The sequence below is a fragment of the Streptomyces sp. NPDC041135 genome, assembly GCF_055592085.1.
The window spans coordinates 1-4,799 of record NZ_JBVIYZ010000078.1 but is presented as its reverse complement, the minus strand read 5'-3'; the positions used below and the strand labels follow the sequence as shown (position 1 = coordinate 4,799).

At 64.9% G+C, this 4,799-nt stretch carries 4 protein-coding genes; 2 read left to right on the top strand and 2 right to left on the bottom strand.

Annotation, left to right across the window (positions count from 1 at the left end; translation table 11 throughout):
- On the top strand, positions 1–512 hold a 512-nt coding region (gene pdxT / locus ACZ6CZ_RS37645; RefSeq protein WP_469030560.1), incomplete at its 5' end, for a pyridoxal 5'-phosphate synthase glutaminase subunit PdxT.
- Positions 513–705: 193 nt separating this feature from the next.
- Positions 706–1,626, top strand: a complete 921-nt coding sequence (locus tag ACZ6CZ_RS37640; RefSeq protein WP_469030557.1) for a tyrosine-protein phosphatase — start codon at positions 706–708, stop codon at positions 1,624–1,626.
- Positions 1,627–2,467: 841 nt separating this feature from the next.
- On the opposite strand, the gene ACZ6CZ_RS37635 is transcribed toward ACZ6CZ_RS37640, so the two are convergent.
- A complete protein-coding gene (locus ACZ6CZ_RS37635) occupies positions 2,468–3,394 on the bottom strand; it encodes a chymotrypsin family serine protease (protein WP_469030554.1) in 927 nt (308 codons plus the stop codon).
- Positions 3,354–3,671: a hypothetical protein gene (locus ACZ6CZ_RS37630; protein WP_469030552.1), complete on the bottom strand. Its 318-nt coding sequence runs from the start codon at positions 3,669–3,671 to the stop codon at positions 3,354–3,356. Before ACZ6CZ_RS37630 ends, ACZ6CZ_RS37635 begins: the two co-directional genes overlap by 41 nt.
- Positions 3,672–4,799 lie beyond the last annotated feature (1,128 nt).

The window sequence follows — 4,799 nt, the reverse complement described above, 5'->3', positions numbered from 1 at the left end:
TGGCCAGGCCGGTGCGGCGCCCCGAGGAACTCGCCGAGGTGGACGGCCTCGTGCTGCCCGGCGGCGAGTCCACCACCATCTCCAAGCTGGCCGTCATCTTCGGCATGCTGGAACCGCTGCGCGAGCGTATCCGAGCCGGGATGCCCGCCTACGGCTCCTGCGCAGGCATGATCATGCTCGCCGACAAAGTCCTTGACGGTCGTGACGACCAGGAAACGATCGGCGGCATCGACATGACCGTGCGGCGCAACGCCTTCGGCCGGCAGAACGACTCCTTTGAGGCCGCCGTGAACGTCGCCAGTCTTGGCGGCGGACCGGTGACGGGCGTCTTCATCCGGGCGCCGTGGGTCGAGTCGACCGGCACGGACGTCGACGTGCTGTCGCGGCTCCGCGACGGAACGGTAGTCGCCGTGCGTCACGACCGCCTGCTGGCCACGTCTTTTCACCCCGAGCTGACCGGTGATCACCGGGTCCATGGACTTTTCGTGGACATGGTGCGCGCCTCGCGCTGACCTGTTGGGCCTTGTGCGTGCACCATGAAGGCGGGACCGACCGCGGCATCTTTCGTGAGCTCGACCGCGACACCTGTTCACATCGCATGCCGCCTGCACCTAGCACCCGCATACGTCGGCGGCCGGATGTCGGACCGGCATCGCCGGCAGGCACGGCGCATCGCATGCACCCGCAGTCCATCCCATGCGGAGGATGACCATGCCCGAGCCGCAGTACCCGACTGCTGACCACGTCGTGGCGAGGAGCCTCAGCCTGAGCGGTGTTCTCAACGCCCGTGATCTCGGCGGATACCGCACCGCTGACGGCCGCGTGATAAGGGACCGGGTGGCGCTTCGGAGCGACGCCCTGCACCGCCTTACCGAGGCGGATGTGCTGGTGTTCGCCAACCTCGGCCTGCGTCAAGTGGTGGACCTACGGGACTCGGTGGAGATCCGTGAGAACGGAGCCGACCGACTGCCGGGGCGGCAAGTGCCCGATAGCCTAGCGTCCGAAAACGCCAGCACACCCATGACCATCGGTCCATACTCGCGGAGCGGAGTGACTCTGCACCACCTCCCGATCTACGCACGGGAGTTCGACCTTTATGCGACATTGAAGGATGCGCTGACCGGGCACAGACCGACCTCGTCGCAGGCATTGCCAGGCGACGGCGACGCCGCCCGGCTGATGATGCGGCTCTACCGGTGGCTCGTCACCGATCCGGTGGTCCGAACACGGTACGCCCAGGTACTGCGACTGCTCGCCGAACCTGGCGGCATACCGCTGCTCTTTCACTGCACGGCCGGTAAGGACCGCACCGGATGGGCCGCCGCACTACTACTGACCGCGCTCGGAGTTGACCGGGACACCGTCTTCTACGACTACCTGCTCACCAACGAGCGACTTGCAGCGCTGGTAGAACACCTGCTGGACGGCCTCAGCAGTCGTGGTGTGGTCAAGGAACCGGAGCTGATCAGGCCGGTCTACCGGGCCGAGCCCGCCTACTTGGAGGCGGCGTTCGCTGAAGTCGAGGCCGGGTGGCCGTCTTTCGACGCCTTCCTCACCGAGGGCCTCGGCTTGGACCAATCCGTGCTGCAGGGCCTGCGAGCCAACCTTCTTGTGTCCCGCATCTGAAGTCATGGCTTGAGGAATGGGCGGTCTGAACGCAGCGACTCTGTTGCCCACGCAGGGATCGGGTGGAGAGCACCGCATGCGGAGGTTTGCGTGAGCCGTTCTGGGATGGGTGGAGCCTCTATGCGTTCACTCCAACGCCGGTCGGGGCTGGTGTTGAGCGTAATAGTTGGTCGAGTGCTCGTGGGGGGGATGTCCCCGAGCGCGGTGTGGGAGGCGTTGGTTCAACCAGATGACCCGCTCACGGTGGTGAGTTCGACGTCGGCGATGCCGCACCAGGGCTGGCGGGTTTGATCAGCTCTGTTTTATAGAGGCCGCTATGGAATTCCATGATCGCATTGTCCAGGGCGTCCCCGATCGTTCCGATCGAGGCGTCGATGCCGGCGTCGAGGAGGTGATGGACGAGGCCCGGTCCAGCGGAATTTCCGCAGCGGTCTCGACGCGACGCCGCACGGCCATGCCGAGAGCTTCGAGGGCGAGCTTGGCCCGCTTGCTGGCGGCGGGTGGACCAGACCACGATCGCCCGGGAGAATACGTGCCTGCTCATGGCCGTCGTCCCGGACGGTGATGCGGTTCTTCTTCGCTCTCCGGGCGCCCTCCAGTCCCAGACCTCGCATCATCCGGGCGACGGTGCAGCAGGCCACAGTACGCCTTCGCGATGCAGTTGCCGCGAGAATTGTCTGACTTACCGCACACTCACGAAGCTCAGCAGAGCAGAGGGACGGGCATGCCATGCCTCGATTCCTCTCAGCAATCGAGCCTCCACCAGACCCGGAGCGGTTCACCCGCTCCAGGAGCCCGTTTGCATGCAGGCCGACCACACGAACGGAAAGAAAACGGTGAGTTAGCCGTTGAGCATGGTACCGAAGTTCTGTTCGGCAACGATGGCGCTACCGTACCAGCCGACGGAGGAGCAAATTCGCTGGTGGACGATTCCGTTGGCATCTGCCTCTGACTGGACGCCTTCGCAGGGGACGACGGTGTTGCTGTCACCCATGCTGTGGACACCGCGCGCTTTGGCTGTCTTGCCATCTGCGGACATGGCGATGAGGGCGCCACCGCTATCGCCCTTGCCGCCCTGGGAGTAGCCAAATATCTGCTGGACGCGAATCATGTATGCACGACCACCATGCATCTCATTGACGGCTTGCACCGTGATGCCGCACATGGTGCCGTTCATGGATCCGCTGGAGCAGACATAGTCACCGAGGTGATTCTGTTCGGCACCGGTGATCTGGGTGTAGTACTGATTCGCGGGGTCGGTGGCGGAGCCATTCCACACATAACCCTGTGCGTTGGTGTCGATGGCGGCGACGTCTGTGGTTCCGTCAGTCCTGGCGGTAGGGCCGATGGTGGTGCCGCCGTAGGTCTTCCACTGGTCGCCGGCGCTGGTGCAGTGGGCGGCAGTGATCAGGCGCTTGAGACCGGTGGTCTTGTCTGTGATGCCAAAACCGCTGGTGCAGGTAGGCAACGCCGAATCAGTGTGATTGACGATGCGGGAGCCGGCCCAGTAGGGGGACACGTCATGCCAACGGTCGACGCCCGCCGGCAGGACCGAGGTCGTCCCGCTGTTGGTGGGTAGAACGGGAGTGGTTCCAGCGTTGCCGGTGTCGGCGACGGGGTTGATACCGGTTTCGATGGTGACGGGGACCGTGGTCTTTTGGAGGGCGGGCAGGGTGCGGGCCTGTGTCTCATTTGTGTTGTTGATGGAGACGCGCAGACCAGACGCGTCAGGGGGGGATACCGACGATGGTGATGCGGGTGGGGGCATCGGGGCCCTGAGTGTCGATGGTGGCGGCAATGGCAGCCTGGGCGGCAGCCAGTTGAGCAGTGGTGTAAGCGGCTGGGTGGACCTTGACGGTCAGGCCCTGGTCAGCGGCGCCCGCGATGAGGGTGGTGATGGGGGCGGGGACGGTGTCGTGCCAGTAGAGGTGGAGGGTGGACTTGGCGGGGTCGACGGTGACCGAGCCGAGGCCGGGAGTGGCAAGTGCCGCGTCGGTTACGGCGATTTGGTCGGCGAGGCGGTCGAGCTTGACCTGGGCGGCCATAATCGGCTCCCAGGACGTGAAACCGGCGGGCAGGCCGCCCAGTGGCAGGACGTTGGAGCCCCACGGGACACTGGCGAGCTTGTCACTACCCGCGCTGGCGGGCGGTGCGCCACCGGCAGGAGTGGCGCTAGCGGTGCACACCGGGCTAGCGATCGCGATTACTGCAGCAATAACTGCGAATCGTCTACAGACGGACATGGGTGAACACGAGTCCTTTCGAGGGATTAGGGAGGGGGAGCGCCGCCTGTCGTGTGGGAGATCAGCTCTAGAAATTCCCTGTTTTAATCGGCAACCCCTTCAAGGTAACTCCTAGTGACGCCACCGGCTAAGTAACCTCTCCTTATTTTTCTGAGCCACCATGAGGGGTTTACTGTAATCAGTTGCCCGGGCTGTGGACAGCGCATGGTCGACGACGTGCTGGGTTGGTCGTGAGGTCGCGGCCGGGTGGGCGTCGGAGAAGTGTGGTCATCCATGGGCCGGCGACTGGGCTCGGTGGCGCGCAGGAACGCCGGTACGGCCGCCGCAACCCTCTTCCACGGGCTGCTCTCCGTCGAGGTACCTCGCCCGTCCGGCGGCGAACTTCTACAGCTGAGGCGCCGCCGGAGCACCCGGCATCCCACGAGCCGGCGGTGGAAGAGGATACGGCGGTGTCCGGGGGGCCTTCGTCCGGCACTGAGCGCGAAGACCTCCTGACTTTCGTGCGGGAAGACGGGGCACAACCTAGGCGTGCATCCGCACCGGGTCCACGGACAACGTCCCGCGAACACACAGGACTTCGGCTCCGCGCTCGCGATGGAACTGCGTGTGAGGATCGAGGGAGAGCACGGGGTCTCCGTGCCCATGGGCCGGCTCTTCGCCGACCCCAGACGAGTTGGCGGACTGGCACGTCGGAGCGTCGTCCCCCGGCCCCGATGGAGGCCAGCCTGCGTTCGGTTGCCGGGGCGCAGGACCGGCAACCGCGCCGCACGACATCACGTTCTGCGCACGAAATTACATGGCACTGCGTAGGGTATTCGCACCGAGTACCTGTGAGTAAGAGGTCCTAACAGAAGTTGTTGATCATGTGACTGTCGACTCGGTTGCTCGTTGGTTTTGTCGTGGGGAAGAGGGAATCGCGGCCCTGGATCG